This is a genomic window from Nocardiopsis sp. NPDC055824 (genome assembly GCF_053616335.1).
Map to the genome: position 1 here is coordinate 1 of NZ_JBSHDN010000173.1, position 13,377 is coordinate 13,377.

Sequence of the window (13,377 nt, forward strand, 5' to 3'; positions counted from 1 at the left end):
ACCCGCACCCCCTCCTGTGGCGGTGACCACATGTGGTCACCGCCACAGGCGCGCGGACGGCGTCCCCTATGTTGCTCCCATCAACCGCGTAAGCACCCGCGCAGGGATGAGGGAGACCGGTGTTGTCGACGAGCCGAGTCCGTCCTGGCCAGACCGCTCCCCGTCGGGGCCTCGACCGGGGGCCGGGGCCCCGGCGCCCAGGAGGGGCCGCACGACGCGCGGCGCACCGGACCGGCGCGGCGGTGGCGGCGCTGCTGCTGTTCACCGCCTGCGGCACGGGCGGCGCGGCGGAGGGCGACGACCCGGAGCTGATGACCGTGCTCCTGGACGAACCCGGCGAGGAGGTCGCCGAGTGGACCGGTGGCGCCGCGGACTTCGGCGACCACCCCCACCGGCCGGACGGCGTGGAGATCGACGTCTCCTATCCGGTGTTCGAGGGGGCCGACCGGTTCGCCTCCCGGCTGGCCGAACAGGTGGACCGCGAGGTGCGGGACTTCCGCGGGGCCAGCCGCGACCCCGTGCGCCTGGCGGTCGACTGGGAGGTCGTGGGCGCCGGGAGCGGCGTCCTGGGCGTGCGCCTGGTCCGCACCGAGGAGGACCTGCACGGCCGGCGCCAGGGATACGGAACGTACTGGTACGACGCGGAGACCGGGCACACCGCGTACTCGACGGAGCTCCTGGCGGACGACGACGCCCTGGGAAGGCTCGACGGGATCGTGCACGAGGAGCTGGCCGGGAACCCGGACGTGGACCCGGAGGGGCTGCACCCCGTCATGCGCACCTACGACTCCATGGGGTTCAACTCCGACGGCGACCTGCTCGTGGAGTTCGACGACGGCCACCTCTCCCCGGTGGTGGTCGGCCACCCGCCCTCGTCGGAACCGGGCCGGATCGTCGCGGTGGTGCCGTCGGAGGAGGCCGCGCCCCTCCTGTCGGACCTGGGAGAGCGCGCCCGGGAGGCGTCGGCGGCGGAGGAGCCCGTGCTCGCGGTGGACCCGCCCGGAGCCGTCCCGGAGTCCCTCCCGACCGCACCGGGGGTGGTCGCCGCCGGCGACCCGGACCTGGACTGCGAGGCCCCGGGGACCGAGTGCGTCGCGCTCACCTACGACGACGGGCCCGCGGAGGGGACCGCGGCCCTCCTGGACCTGCTGGCCGAGGAGGAGGTGTCGGCGACGTTCTTCCTCAACGGCGACCCCGCGCTGACCCGCCCCGGCGTGCTCCGGCGCGCCTACGCGGAGGGGCACGAGATCGCCAGCCACAACGACCTGCACGAGCACATGACGGAGTACTTCGACGACCGGGAGCTCCCCGCGCAGGTCGCGGCGGTCAGCGCGATGGTCCGGCGGCAGACGGGGCAGGACGTGGAACTGTTCCGGCCGCCGTTCGGCGACACCTCCGGACCGGTGATCGAGGAGATCGGCAGGCAGGGGATGGCCCAGGTCCTCTGGAACCTGGACAGCGAGGACTGGACCGGCCTGTCCCCGGAGGAGATCGTGGACGGCGTCATGGACGACGTCGAGCCGGGCTCGGTGGTGCTCATGCACGACACGCTCGCGCCGACCCTGGCCGCCGCACCGCGGCTCATCGAGCGGCTGCGGGAGGAGGGCTACGAGTTCGCGACCGTCAGCCAGGTCGTCGGCGACCCCGAGCCCGGCGAGTCCTACCCGGCGGCGGGCGTCACCGTCCCCGAGTACTGGTAGCGCGCGGGTCGGGGCGCACCGGGGCCGGGGGCCGCCCGGAAGCACCGCGGGGCCGGGGACCCCCGGGAGGGGTTCCCCGCCCCGCGGGACGCGGCGGCCGTCAGACGGCGGTGGACTCCTGGGGGCGGCCGGCCCCGTGGACGTCGGCGCCGACCGCCTCGCCGATCGAGCGGTATCCGGCCTCGCGGACCAGCCTGGCCAGGCCGCGGTGGATGCGGCGCGGCCAGAGGGGGCCGCCGTAGATCAGACCCGTGTAGCCCTGCACGAGGGTCGCCCCGGCGCGGATGCGGGCCCACGCGTCCTCGGGGGTCTCGATGCCGCCCACGGCGACCAGGGTGACGCGGTCGCCGACGCGGGCGCGGAGGCGGCGGAGAACCTCCAGCGACCGCTCCCTGAGCGGGGCGCCGGACAGCCCTCCCGCCCCGGCGGCCTCCACCTCCTCGGCGGAGGCGGCCAGCCCCTCGCGGGAGATGGTGGTGTTGGTGGCGATGATGCCGTCCAGCCCCTCGGCCAGGGCCAGGTCCGCGACCGCGTCGACGTCCTCGTCGGCCAGGTCGGGGGCGATCTTGACCAGGAGCGGCAGGGTCGGGTGCCCGGCCTCGGAGAGCGCCTCGCGAACGGCGGCGAGCAGGGGCCGCAGCTGCTCCACGCCCTGGAGGTTGCGCAGTCCGGGGGTGTTGGGCGAGCTGACGTTCACCACGAGGTAGTCGGCGTAGCGGGCCAGGCGCCGGGCGCTGAGGGCGTAGTCCGCGGGCGCGTCCGCCTCGGGCGTCACCTTGGTCTTGCCGATGTTCACCCCCAGCACGGGGCGGCGTCCGCCCCGCTGGTGGTGCAGGCGCTCGGCGACCAGGGCGGAGCCCTCGTTGTTGAAGCCCATCCTGTTGACGATCGCGCGGTCCTCGACCAGCCGGAACAGGCGCGGGGCGGGGTTGCCCGGCTGCGGCTGGGCGGTGACCGTGCCGATCTCGACGAAACCGAAGCCGAGCGCGGCCAGGCCGGACGGGCTCTCCGCGTTCTTGTCGAAACCCGCCGCCATGCCCAGCGGCCCCGGGAACTCCTGCCCCAGGGCTCGCACGGCGAGCTCGGGCTCACGCGGGCCGAGGACCCTCCCCATGGCCGAGGCCACACCGGGGATCGCGGTCACGCCGCGCAGTGCGGCGAAGCTCATCCTGTGGACCTTCTCGGCGTCCATGTGGCGCAGGACCGAGCGGAAGACAATCTGGTAGAACACGGTCATCCGTTTCCGTCGCCCTCGCGCTCGGCGAGGTAGCGTTCGAGTTCCGCGCCGAGTTCGTCGGCGGTGGGCAGGCCGGCCTCGTCGTCGGCCAGCGGGAGTGTGGGGCGTTCCTCGGGATCGGTCCGCGAGGACATGATGTCGTCGTACTGCCGCTCCAGGTTGGCCACGACACGCTGGACCTCCGCGGAGGCCGCCACCTGCTCGGCGATGTCGACGTCGGTCGCCCCCGCCACCTCCTCCAGCCCGCCGGTGGGCAGCGCGAGCCCGGTCGCCCCGGCCACGTAACCGGCGGCGGCGATGGCCGCCCGCGGGTACTGGGACTGGGCCAGGTAGCTGGGCACGTGGACGGCATAGCCGACGAAGTCGTGGCCGCGCTCCCCCAGGCGGAACTCCAGCATCGCCGCGGCGCTGGCGGGCACCTCGATCCGGCCGATCCACGGGGTGTGGCCCTCCACCAGCTCGGGGCGGGTGGAGTGCGGCGTGACCGTGACCGGACGGGTGTGCGGCACCGCCATCGGCACGCCGTGCGTGCTGATGGACAGCGACACCGAGAACCGCTCGACCAGCTGGACGACGGCGGCGGCGAAGGCCTCCCACTCCCGGTCCGGCTCCGGGCCGTACAGGACCAGGAACGGGGCGTTCTCCTCGTCGTGCATCCGGTACAGGGCGAGCTTGGGCGGCTCGTAGTCCGTCCAGGTGTTCTCCACGAAGGTCATCGACGGGCGGCGGGACCGGTAGTCCACGAGCCGGTCGGCGTCGAACGTCGCGACCTCCTCGGCCTCGAAGCGCTCGAAAAGGGCCTCGGCGACCTGGCGTCCGGTGTGTCCGGCGTCCACGAAGCCGTCCAGACAGACCAGCATCGCCAGCCCGGCGATGTCGTCGAAGCCGGGATGGAGTTCGTACAGATCTGCGGGGTCACGCACCGGGTTCTCTTCTCCACGACTGGTCGGATTCGCAGGGCGGCGTCCTCACGGCGGTCCGACCGCCGGGGCGCGACCGGGGAGGGCCCGGCATCGCACCTCCTGGGAGGCTGTGCCCTGCTTTCCCACAATACCGACCGGATCCCCCTCAGGCCTGCGATGGGACGCCTGTCACACCCCGGCCGCCGGAGCGTCCCCGCGGGTGCGCGCACGCGCCCCTCCTCCAGGCGGGGGACGCGACGTGAGCGCGCCCCTCGCGGCTCCCGCCCCCGGTCGGCGTTCGGGGCCCCGACCGGGGCCGGAACGGCCGCGCGTTCACCCGCCCGGACGCTGGGCGGCGACGCGGAGCGTGCGCAGCCTGTTGAGGACCGCGGCGACCTCGAACCGGCGCGGCAGGACGTAGTCGCCCCCGAAGTCGTCGCCGAGCAGGGTGACGCCCTCGGCCTCCAGCGCCTCCTCCAGGGAGTCGAGCGCCTCGGCCAGGGTACGCGCCCCGTCCAGGTGGCGGCCCGCGACGAGCTCGCGCAGGGCCAGCCCGGCTCCGATGAGCTGCCCCGGGTCCACGAACTGCTCCACGGACCGCACGTCGACGTCGCTCTCCCCGAACACGAGGACGTCCATGTCGCGGCGCTTGATCCTCCCCCGGCCCCGCGCGGTGTCGTCCACCGAGTCGGGGGCGACCACCCGGGCCCGCGGCGCGCCGAAGTCGGCGTCGGTGCGCTCGCGGGCCAGCTCCGCCGCCCGTTCGGTGACGTCGTGGGGGTGGTAGGCGTCCAGCATGACCACCTGGTCCGCGACGTCGAAGTAGTCACCGCTGCCGCCCATGACCAGGACCGTGGACACTCCGTGGTCGCGGCGCAGGGGCCGGACCAGGTCGACGAAGGGCACGAGGGGCTCGCGGTCGCCGTGGACGAGCGCCTGCATCCGCTCGTCGCGGATCATCAGGTTGGTGGCGGTCGAGTCCTCGTCCACCAGCAGGGTGCGCGAACCGGCCTCGACGGCCTCGCAGATGTTGGCGGCCTGGGAGGTGGACCCGGAGGCGTTCTCCGTGCGGAAGTCGCTCGTGTCCGCGCCGGTGGGGAGGTTGCGGACGAACGGGCTCACGTCCACGCGCTCGACCCGCCGCCCCTCCTCCGCCCGGATCTTGACGGCGTCGTCCCTGGTCACCACCAGCTCCCGGCCGTCCCCGGGGACGTGGTCGTAGACCCCCCGCTCCAGCGCGTGCAGCAGGGTGGACTTGCCGTGGAAGCCGCCGCCGACGATGAGCGTGATGCCCTCCGGCACGCCCATCCCGGTCACGGCGCCCCGGTGCGGCAGGTCCACGCCCACCCGCAGGCTCTCCGGCGCCTCGAAGGGCACCGCCCCGTCGGCCATGGGCTCGTCGCTGACACCGCTCAGGCGCGGGAGGACCGCGCCGTCGGCGACGAAGGCGACCAGCCCCCGGCCCTCCAGGCCGGCGCGCAGCGCGACCGTGTCGGCGACGCTGTCGGCGAAGGCCTCGGCCGCGGCCGCGTCGGCCGCCTCCCAGTCGAGGTCGTCGACCAGCGCGGGCAGGGTCGTGCACAGCTCGCGCTCGGCGGTGCGGCCGTCGATGCGGCGCCCGTGGCCGGGGAGGTCGATGCCGATGCGCAGTTCGAGGCCGCCGTCGGTGAGGCGGCAGGAGGAGCGCTCGATGACCTCCTGCCCCCCGGCGTCGATCTTGAGCAGGGAGCCCCGGAGCAGTCCGCGGGCACGACGGCCCAGGTAGTCGGCGGTGGCGCGGCGGCGCACCGGATCGCCCCACGCGCTTCTGGGGATGCCGGCGTCCGGCACGAGCACGCGCACGCGCGAGGGCGGGGCGAACGGGTCGGCCTGCACGCGCTGCACCGTCAGGGTGAAGTCGCCGAAGTCCCAGTCGCCCCGCAGGGACTTGTAGCGGCCGTAGGAGTCGCCGTCCATGCGGAGCAGCTCCGCCGAGAGGCGTGCGTCGTCCCGCACCCCCCGGAGGGGCTCGGGCTCGGGTCGGCGCCCGCCGCCCCGGCCGCCTCCCCCGCCGCCGTACCGGCGCCCCTGGCCGCCGCCCCCGTACCGTCCCGCCATCGGTGTCCTCCCTGGGTTCGGATGATCCTCCGGGCCAGGTTAGGGGTTTCGGGACAGCGTCGCAGAGGGCCTGTGGACGACCGTGTCCGCGCTGCTCAGGGGAGGTCTCGCGGATCCGGTGCCGGATCCGCCCCCGGCGGGTCCGGGAGGACGTCGGCGAGGAGGGCGGCGAACTCGTCCGCCGTGGGCGCGGTGTCCCCGAGCAGGCTGTGCAGCAGGACCCCGTCGATGACCGCGGCGACCACGCGGACCCGGACCGGGTCGTCCGTGTACCGCCGGGCGAACGCCGAGACGGCGGCGAGCCACCCGTCGGTGGCCTCACGCAGGTGAGGGCGTCTGGCGGCCAGCAGGAAGAGCTCGTACTCGGCGAGCAGGCGTCCGGGGTCGGCGGCGACCACGGCCAGGAGCTCCGCGAGCTCGCGCCGCCGGTCGCCGCCGCCGGAGAGGCGGCGCATCCGCTCGGAGTCCTCGTTCATCACACTGGTCAGGGCGGCCGTCAACAGGTCGCCCAGCCCGCTGAAGTAGTAGGTGGTGGCGGAGGTGGGCAGCCCCGCCTCCCGGGAGACGGTGCGGTGGCTGACGCCGGCCACCCCGTCGCGCTCGATGATGCGCAGGGTGGCCTCGATCAGCGCGTTCCGGCGCAGTTCCCCCTTGGCTCGGCGTCCGTCGGTCTGTTTCAGGGCCCCTCCTCCGGTCTACGGCGAGGGTAGCGGCACCGTGGCCCGGGGGCGCGCGACGCCTCAGCCGGGAGCCCCGCAGGCCCGGGGCTCCTCCGTCCGCGGTTCCCCGCCGGTTTCCCCGCCCTCCTCCGGGAGGGCGGCCGCGCGGCCCAGCAGCGGGGCGGCGACCGCCACCGCGACGAGGGCCGCGCCGCCGGCGGCCACCGCCACGAGGAACCCCCCGGTGGTGCCCGAGCCCTCCACCGCCGTCCCGGCGGCGAAGGTGCCCCCCGCCGTGCCGACGGTGAGGCCGGTCAGCGCCCAGGTCATGCCCTCCGTCAGCCGCTCGGCGGGGACGATCCGCTCGACCAGGGTCATGACCAGGATCATCGTCGGCGCGAAGAACAGGCCGGAGACGAACACCGCGGCCGCCAGCGCGGCGATCCCGCCGACCGCCAGGAAGGGGACCGTGGTCGCCGCCGTTCCGGCGACGGCCGCGACGAGCAGGACGTGCGGGCGTCCCCTCGGGTTCAGCGCGCCGAAGCCCAGACCGGACACGGCGGAGCCGAGGGCGTAGGCGGACAGGACGAGACCGGTGGCGCCGGGCGCGCCCAGCTCCTCGGCGAAGGCGACCGCCACGACGTCCACCGCCCCGACGATCACTCCCCCGGCGCCCAGGACGAGGATCAGGACCGCGAGCGGCAGGCCGAGGAAGCGCGTCCGCCGTCCGTCCCGGTCGGCGGGGACCCGCACCGGGGGCTCGGTACCGCGCTGGGCCGTGAAGAGGCCCACCCCCACCGCGAGGAAGGCCGCCGCGGCGAGGGGCCCGGCCTGGGCGAAGGCGGCGTGCTCAGCACGACGGACAGGGCGGGTCCGGTGATGAAGGTGAGCTCGTCGGCCACCGACTCGAAGGCGTAGGCGGTGCGCAGCTCGGGCGAGCCCCGGTGCAGCTCGGTCCAGCGCGCCCGCGACATCGCGGACATGCTCGGCATCGTCCCGGCCGGGACGGCGGACGCGAAGAGCGCCCAGGACGGGGCGCCGAAGGTCACGCACGCGAGCATCGCCAAGAGCGAGACCACGCTGATCGCGGCGGCCGGCGGGAGCACGCGGCGCTGGCCGTGGCGGTCGGCGAGGCGCGAGACCTGAGGCGCGATCAACGCCATGGACAGGGTGAAGGTCGCGGCGACCGCGCCCGCGAGGGCGTAGCTGCCGTGGGTGGCGGCCAGCATCGTGATGATGCCGACGTTGGCCATGGCCACGGGCATGCGGCCGATGATCCCCGCGACGGCGAAGCCCCTGGCCCCGGGGGGCGCGAAGAGGCGGGCGTAGGGGTGGGGCATGGCGGGGCCTCCGAGGGCGTGAGAGGGGCGGCGTGTCCCGGCACGCAAACAAATGGGACACTTGTCCCAGATTCTTGCACGGGAAGCCCCCCTCCGACGGCGAACGTGACACACGTCATTCGCCCGCCCGGCGGAGAGTGCCTTTGCCCGGGCCCCTCCCCGGGGACTACGTTGCGGGGAACCCCTTCCGCCGAGGAGTTCCCGCATGAGCACGGTCCTGTTCGCCCCCGAAACCTTCAACCTCGCCGAGACGACCCGGGCGGTCGAGGTCGCCCGGCACCTGCGGGACCGGCACCGGTGCGTGTTCGCGGGGTACTCCGAGCGGTATGCGGGTGTGGTCGAGGACGCCGGTTTCGAGTACCACCGGCTCTCCCCCCAGCTCACCGACGCCCAGGCCGACCAGCTGATCCGCTTCGACCAGGGGCGGAGCCCGAACCACCCGTTCACGGAGGACGTGGTCCGGGCCAGGGTCGGGAGCGAACGCGAACTGAACGCCCTGGTGCGCCCGGCCGCCACCGTCATCGGCTCCACGCTCAGCCAGCTGGTGTCCGCGCGGGCCGACGGGATCCCGCTGGTCCACGTCAGACCGTTCGCCTACTCGTGGCCCCACCTGCGCCAGGCGCGTTCCCTGCCCCTGCTCGACGGTCGCGGCCGCCTGGCGGGGGCGGTCAACGCCGGTGCGGCCGTGCTGCTGCGCGAGGCTGCCCGGTACACCTCGTACAAACCCCGCGGCTTCGCGCGGGTCGCCCGCGAGTACGGCGTGGCACTGCCCCGACGGACCGTCGAGGCGCTGGACGGCGACCTCAACCTGATCGCCTCGATCTCCGGCTTTCTGCACCCGTACAGGCTCCCGCCGCACTATCGCTGGGTCGGGCCGATCTACGCCCGCCTGGACCGGGAGGTACCCCCGCAGGTGACCCTGGCGGCCGGGCGGGCCCGCGAGGCCGGCCGTCCCGTCGTGTACTTCGCCATGGGCAGCTCCGGCCGCCGCGACATCGTGCTCCGGGTCCTCGGCGAGCTCTCGCGGATGCCGGTGACCGTCCTGGCCCCGGTCGCCCACTACCTGGAACCGGGCGACCTCGAAGGGCTCGGCCGCCATGTGCACGTGTTCGACCTGCTCCCCGCACACGAACTGGGCGGCCTCATCGACGCCTCCGTGATCCACGGCGGGGAAGGGACCGTGCAGACCGCTGTGGCCTCGGGCAGGCCGTTCGTGGGGATCGGCCTCCAGATGGAGCAGCGCTCGAACATCGACGACTGCGTGCGGTTCGGCAGCGCGGTCGGGCTGACTCCGGCCCGGGCCCGGGGAGAGCGCCTGCGCCGCGCCTTCGAGGCCGTGCTGCACGACCCCGGGCTCCGGGCGCGCGCCGAGGAGCTGCGGGACCGCCTGGCCGGCACGGACGGCGCCAGGGCCGCCGCCGACCACGTGGACGCCCTCGTCCGTGGGGCCGGGTGAGCGACCTGCGCCCCGTCCGGCAGCGACCCCTCCGGCCGGACCTCGCGCATCGGGCCCGGGGGCGCCGGCCCCACGGGGCTGGGGCGCGGGTCACCGACGCGGATCCTTTCCGGCAGGCGCTCACCCGCGGAATCGGCCGTGGGCGCGGGTACGGCTGCGGTCTGGTGAGCCTCGCCGGGAGACGGGAGGACCCGGGGAGGGGGTGACGGGTGCGGCGGGCCTCCTCGGCGTCGGCGAGCGCAGGGCCCGGCCGCTCCGCCCGGAGGTGGAGATCGGCCCCGGGGGGCGCCGGGGCCGATCTCTCGGGGGGCCACACGTCCTCCCGGTACCAAGGGGGTGTCCCGGGCCGGAGTGTGGCGGGCACCTCCCCGGGAGGGGTGGGGAGGTGCCTCGCGTTCAGTTCTACCGGAAGTCCGGGTGCCGCGAGGGGGAAACCGTGATTCCGTCGGCCCCCAGTTCCCCATCGACGGCCGCCCGGCCCCGGAGGGCGCTCGTTGTTCCGGATCCGGTCCGGCCGCTCCGCGCCCCCGGGGCGGGCCTACCCCTCCAAGGCGGCGCGCAGGGCCCGGTCGTGCTCGTCGACGGGCTCGTCGGCCAGGTCCCCCACGAACACGGCGACCAGCTGGCCGCCCTCCCCTGTGACCTCGGCGATGAGGTCCCGCCAGTGGTGGAGGTTCGGGTGCTCGAAGTCCGGGCACGCCTCGGCCGGGGCCAGCTCGGCCTCCGCCGTCTCCAGCTGCTCGACCGACAGGGGGTAGGAGCCGCTGCCGGAGGAGTGGCCGACCGCCCTGGCCAGGATCACCGCCGGAAGGTGGTTGCCGTCCCGGTTGGTCAGGGTGAACGAGGTCCGGCCGTCGCGGATGACGCCGACGGCGTGGGCGGCCGGACGCCGCCAGCGCGGGTCGGCGGCCTCCAACCGCTCCCGGACCGCGATGATCTCTTCCCTGGTGGCCCACTTCTCCACGGGGTGCTCCTCTCGGCTGTCTGTTCCCGGGGCCGGACCGGCCCCCGTCGAACCCTAGGGGGACGGGGCCCGGGCGTGTTTCGCCGACACCCCGGCGGGCCCGGCGCCCGCACCGGACGACGTGGGCCGGAGCCGCCCCCGGACACGCTCAGAGGTGCAGGGTCCCGGTGGCGACCGTCACCGCCCGGCCGTCGATCAGCACCCGGCCGCCCCGGTCCTTCAGCAGGAGGTCGCCGCCGCGCGCGGAGGCCTGGTGGGCGGTCAGCTCCGCCCGTCCCAGCCTGTCGGCCCAGAAGGGTGTGAGGACCGTGTGCGCCCTGCCGGTCACCGGGTCCTCGGGCACCCCCACCGCGGGGGCGAAGACCCGGGAGACGAAGTCGGGCCCCTGCCGGGCCCGGGCGGTGACGATGACCAGCTGGAAGGGCAGGGCCGCGACCGCCGCCGTGTCGGGGGCCAGGCCCCGGACGGCGTCCTCGTCGGCGAGTTCGACGAGGAGGTCCTCCGCGCCACCCAGACCCACCCACCGGGGCCGCGCCCCCAGGGCCTCGGCCAGCCCCTCCGGGGCCTCGACCGGCTTCGGCGGCCTGGCCGGGAAGTCCATCCACAGCAGCCCGTCCTCCCTCGTGACGGTGAGGACGCCGCTGCGGGTGGTGAAGCGGAACGGTCCGGGCTCGCCGCGCTCGGTGAGCGCGTGCGCCGTGGCCAGGGTGGCGTGTCCACAGAGGTCGATCTCGACCGTGGGCGTGAACCACCGCAGTTCGTAGTCGGCGCCGGGGTCGTCCACGGGACGCGCGAACGCCGTCTCGGACAGGTTGAACTCGGCCGCGACCCCCTGCGCCCAGGCGTCGGGGTAGGCGTCGTCCAGGACCAGGACGGCGGCGGGGTTTCCGGCCAGGGGCCGGTCGGTGAAGGCGTCGACGACGCGGTACTCGGGCATGGGCCCAGGCTAGGCCGTGTTCCGCGGGTCGTTCCGGGCTCGCGGCGATCGGCGCGAGCGCCGAGCCCGCCGAAAGCACCGACGGACCACGCCCCGGGGCCGGGCGGGGTCGTGCCGGGGTCCGGTCGCGGAGCGGACGGCCCCCCGCCGGCCGGCGCTGTCACAGGGGCGGCTCGTCGAGGATGAACATGGTCTGGGTGCTCTTGACCTCGGGGATGCGCTGGAGCCGTTCGAGGACGAAGGTGCGCAGCGCGGCCGCGTCGGTGACGCGGACGAGGAGGAGCAGGTCGACGTCGCCGGACACCAGCGCCGCGTGGTCCACCTCGGGGATGTCGCGCAGGTAGCCCCGGAACCTCTCCCAGGAGTGCTGCTCGATGCGCACGGAAACGTACGCGGAGAGGGCGGTGCCGTACTTCTCGGGGTCGATGACGGCGGTGAACCCGCGGATGACGCCCTCGTCCCGCAGCCGTTCGAGCCGGGAGTAGGCGTTGGCCCTGGAGATGTGGGCCTGCTCCGCGACCGCGCGGATGGACATGCGCCCGTCCTCCCGCAGGAGGGCGATGATGCGACGGTCGGTGTCGTCCAGCCGCACGGCCATGTGTCTCACCTCATACCGCTCACACGATACCCGCGTGAGACCATCCGTGGCGCTCTGGCGAACGACCGGCCATTTTGTCCAGCATCAGCCTGGGGACATCGACAATATGGGGTGATTCACCGCATATTCAAGACATGAAGCACACCGATGAGCGACCTCGCCCGGCTCCTCCGCCCCCGCCGGTGGAGCCCGTGCGGCTCGTCGACCGGCACGGGCTGCGTGTGGAGCACCCGGGGTTCACCGCTCCCGACGGCGCCCGGCTGGCCGGGCTCCACCGCGCCATGGTCATCGGGCGCCGCTTCGACCGGCAGGCCCGCGCGCTCGCCGGCCAGGGCCTCCTCGCCGTGTACCCGTCCTCGGCGGGGCAGGAGGCGTCCCAGGTCGGAGGCGTGCTCGCCCTGTCGGACCGGGACTGGCTCTTCCCCGGGTACCGCGACAGCGTCGCCCTGGTCGCCCACGGGGTGGACCCGGTGGAGGCCCTCACGCTCTTCCGCGGCGACTGGCGTCCGGGATACGACCCCCGCCGCTACCGGTGCGCTCCGCAGTGCACCCCCGTGGCCACGAACGCCTCACACGCGGTCGGCCTCACCTACGCGGCCCGGCGCGAGGGTCGGGACGTGGCGGCCCTGGCCCTGACGGGTGACGGGGGCGACACCGACGAGGCCTACGACTTCGCCGCCGTGTGGAACACGCCCGTCGTCTTCCTCGTGCGCGGCGGCCACCGGGCCGCCGGTGCGCCCCCCTACCCGCGGGGCCCCGCACCCGTGCACGGAGCCCCCGGGCACGACAGGAAGGGCTACCGCGTCGACGGCGCCGACGCCGCCGCCGTGTACGCGGTCGTCTCCCGGGCGCTGGCCGAGGCCCGGGACGGCGGCGGCCCGGCCGTCGTCGAGGCGGTCGCGTACCGGGAGGACCCGCGGTCCTGCTGCGCGCCGCCCCGCCGGGAGGGGCCGGAGTCAGGGCACCGGTGCGAGGGCGACCCGGTCACCCGCGTGGAGGCCCTTCTGCGGGCGGAAGGCCTGCTGGGGGACCCCGGGGAGACCGAACGGGCCCTGGCCGCCCTCGGCTCCGAGGCGGAGGAGTTCGCCGCCTCGGTGCGCGAGCGCATGGCGCCGTCGGGCGGCCGCGACCCGCGTCCGCCGTCCGGGGGCGTCCGCCCCGCGGTCCCGTCCCTGCCGGGACGGCGCAGGGAGCCGGCCGACGGAGCCCGGATGCCCTGAGCGGCACGGCCGGGGCCGCCCTCCCCGGCCGTCCCCGCACGAACCTCCGCGCCGGGCACGCGGGGAGGCTTCGGACCCGTCGGCGACGGCGTTGTCGCCACCGGCGCGGGTCCGGGAGCCGCCCCGACCGCCGAGGCGCGGGACAGGGCGCGCGGACCCCGTGTCGGCGCGTCCGAGGGGCGGGCGGGCCGCCGCGGTCAACGGCGACCGGCGGCGCGCCCGCGTCCCGCGCGCCGGGAGCGTCCCGGCGCGGACACGCCGAAGGGC

13 protein-coding genes are annotated in these 13,377 nt (G+C 75.3%); 4 read left to right on the forward strand and 9 right to left on the reverse strand.

Annotated features, from left to right (window positions below; translation table 11 throughout):
- The first annotated feature begins 122 nt into the window (after positions 1-122).
- Positions 123-1,700: a polysaccharide deacetylase family protein gene (locus ACWGL3_RS25345; protein WP_431061440.1), complete on the forward strand. Its 1,578-nt coding sequence runs from the start codon at positions 123-125 to the stop codon at positions 1,698-1,700.
- Positions 1,701-1,800: 100 nt separating this feature from the next.
- Here ACWGL3_RS25345 and ACWGL3_RS25350 read toward each other — a convergent pair whose 3' ends face one another.
- The 6 genes from ACWGL3_RS25350 to ACWGL3_RS25375 all read right to left on the reverse strand — a co-directional run bounded on the left by ACWGL3_RS25350 (position 1,801) and on the right by ACWGL3_RS25375 (position 7,935).
- Positions 1,801-2,937 (reverse strand): quinone-dependent dihydroorotate dehydrogenase, encoded by a 1,137-nt coding sequence (locus tag ACWGL3_RS25350; RefSeq protein WP_267945904.1) that lies wholly within the window; start codon positions 2,935-2,937, stop codon positions 1,801-1,803.
- Complete coding sequence (locus tag ACWGL3_RS25355) at positions 2,934-3,860, reverse strand: proteasome assembly chaperone family protein (RefSeq protein WP_267945905.1); 927 nt, start codon at positions 3,858-3,860, stop codon at positions 2,934-2,936. Before ACWGL3_RS25355 ends, ACWGL3_RS25350 begins: the two co-directional genes overlap by 4 nt.
- A gap of 312 nt (positions 3,861-4,172) precedes the next feature.
- Complete coding sequence (locus tag ACWGL3_RS25360) at positions 4,173-5,936, reverse strand: ABC-ATPase domain-containing protein (protein ID WP_452461866.1); 1,764 nt, start codon at positions 5,934-5,936, stop codon at positions 4,173-4,175.
- A 95-nt stretch (positions 5,937-6,031) separates the two neighbouring features.
- Positions 6,032-6,526: a TetR/AcrR family transcriptional regulator gene (locus ACWGL3_RS25365; protein WP_267945907.1), complete on the reverse strand. Its 495-nt coding sequence runs from the start codon at positions 6,524-6,526 to the stop codon at positions 6,032-6,034.
- 150 nt (positions 6,527-6,676) lie between these two features.
- Entirely contained in the window at positions 6,677-7,387 is a 711-nt protein-coding gene (locus ACWGL3_RS25370) for an MFS transporter (protein ID WP_452461867.1), read from the reverse strand.
- Complete coding sequence (locus tag ACWGL3_RS25375; protein WP_452461868.1) at positions 7,282-7,935, reverse strand: MFS transporter; 654 nt, start codon at positions 7,933-7,935, stop codon at positions 7,282-7,284. Before ACWGL3_RS25375 ends, ACWGL3_RS25370 begins: the two co-directional genes overlap by 106 nt.
- Before the next feature lie 205 nt (positions 7,936-8,140).
- On the opposite strand from ACWGL3_RS25375, the gene ACWGL3_RS25380 reads away from it, so the two are divergent.
- Positions 8,141-9,391: a glycosyltransferase gene (locus ACWGL3_RS25380; protein WP_267945909.1), complete on the forward strand. Its 1,251-nt coding sequence runs from the start codon at positions 8,141-8,143 to the stop codon at positions 9,389-9,391.
- Positions 9,388-9,597: a type I-E CRISPR-associated protein Cas6/Cse3/CasE gene (locus ACWGL3_RS25385; RefSeq protein WP_431061441.1), complete on the forward strand. Its 210-nt coding sequence runs from the start codon at positions 9,388-9,390 to the stop codon at positions 9,595-9,597. Before ACWGL3_RS25380 ends, ACWGL3_RS25385 begins: the two co-directional genes overlap by 4 nt.
- 332 nt (positions 9,598-9,929) lie before the next feature.
- Here the strand turns inward: ACWGL3_RS25385 and ACWGL3_RS25390 are convergent, their stop codons facing one another.
- The 3 genes from ACWGL3_RS25390 to ACWGL3_RS25400 all read right to left on the reverse strand — a co-directional run bounded on the left by ACWGL3_RS25390 (position 9,930) and on the right by ACWGL3_RS25400 (position 11,890).
- On the reverse strand, positions 9,930-10,355 hold the full coding sequence (locus ACWGL3_RS25390) for a hypothetical protein (protein ID WP_267945910.1): 426 nt from the start codon (positions 10,353-10,355) through the stop codon (positions 9,930-9,932).
- Between the two features lie 148 nt (positions 10,356-10,503).
- Positions 10,504-11,292 (reverse strand): PhzF family phenazine biosynthesis protein, encoded by a 789-nt coding sequence (locus ACWGL3_RS25395; RefSeq protein WP_452461869.1) that lies wholly within the window; start codon positions 11,290-11,292, stop codon positions 10,504-10,506.
- Positions 11,293-11,452: 160 nt separating this feature from the next.
- The gene (locus tag ACWGL3_RS25400) at positions 11,453-11,890 is read right to left on the reverse strand and encodes an Lrp/AsnC family transcriptional regulator (RefSeq protein ID WP_267945912.1); all 438 of its coding nucleotides are present in this window, start codon (positions 11,888-11,890) and stop codon (positions 11,453-11,455) included.
- 134 nt (positions 11,891-12,024) lie between these two features.
- Here ACWGL3_RS25400 and ACWGL3_RS25405 point away from each other — a divergent pair, with 134 nt between their 5' ends.
- Positions 12,025-13,110 (forward strand): thiamine pyrophosphate-dependent enzyme, encoded by a 1,086-nt coding sequence (locus ACWGL3_RS25405; RefSeq protein WP_267945913.1) that lies wholly within the window; start codon positions 12,025-12,027, stop codon positions 13,108-13,110.
- Positions 13,111-13,377 lie beyond the last annotated feature (267 nt).

Bases quoted from the DNA above. Each gene is read 5' to 3' on its own strand.
- ACWGL3_RS25380 (WP_267945909.1), top strand. From the start codon at position 8,141: ATGAGCACGGTCCTGTTCGCCCCCGAAACCTTCAACCTCGCCGAGACG.
- ACWGL3_RS25395 (WP_452461869.1), bottom strand. From the start codon at position 11,292: ATGCCCGAGTACCGCGTCGTCGACGCCTTCACCGACCGGCCCCTGGCC.
- ACWGL3_RS25375 (WP_452461868.1), bottom strand. From the start codon at position 7,935: ATGCCCCACCCCTACGCCCGCCTCTTCGCGCCCCCCGGGGCCAGGGGC.
- ACWGL3_RS25400 (WP_267945912.1), bottom strand. From the start codon at position 11,890: ATGGCCGTGCGGCTGGACGACACCGACCGTCGCATCATCGCCCTCCTG.
- ACWGL3_RS25360 (WP_452461866.1), bottom strand. From the start codon at position 5,936: ATGGCGGGACGGTACGGGGGCGGCGGCCAGGGGCGCCGGTACGGCGGC.
- ACWGL3_RS25350 (WP_267945904.1), bottom strand. From the start codon at position 2,937: ATGACCGTGTTCTACCAGATTGTCTTCCGCTCGGTCCTGCGCCACATG.
- ACWGL3_RS25405 (WP_267945913.1), top strand. From the start codon at position 12,025: ATGAAGCACACCGATGAGCGACCTCGCCCGGCTCCTCCGCCCCCGCCG.